The organism is Roseomonas sp. 18066, from assembly GCF_902706185.1.
Classification (GTDB): Bacteria; Pseudomonadota; Alphaproteobacteria; order Acetobacterales; family Acetobacteraceae; genus Pseudoroseomonas.
The window spans coordinates 1-383 of sequence record NZ_CACSJM010000431.1 but is presented as its reverse complement, the minus strand read 5'-3'; the positions used below and the strand labels follow the sequence as shown (position 1 = coordinate 383).

1 protein-coding gene is annotated in these 383 nt (G+C 49.9%); it reads left to right on the top strand.

Going from position 1 to position 383, the window contains the following annotated elements; all coding sequences use genetic code 11:
* Positions 1-383: hypothetical protein (locus GVN67_RS29560; RefSeq protein WP_160000810.1), on the top strand; the 383-nt coding region annotated here is incomplete at both ends.

Here is a 383-nt window from a genome sequence, read left to right as displayed (position 1 = left end):
GTGAACAGCCGAACTATTTCCATGCCGGTGGCGTCCGTTGGATAGGGAGTGTTGAAGCGACCGGGGACCTTCTGATGCGGGCAGGAGGAAATATTTTACTGAGGAATACCCGCCTTCCCGTACAAAGTAAAAAGATCACTCTGATTGCTAACGGCAACATCACCATCGATAAAAATGAGGCCATGCTGAGTCATGAACGACCAGGATATGTCCTGTCAGCAGCCAGGTCACAGGAGCTTTTTAATCAGATGTTGCCAGGGGATCCTCTGCGCGCATCTGGGGATATCACGCTAAGCAGCGGGAAGTATTTAATACTACGCGGTATACAGGCTGATGCCGGAGGGAATATTAATATGACCGCTGGCGTGCATGCTGATATGAAT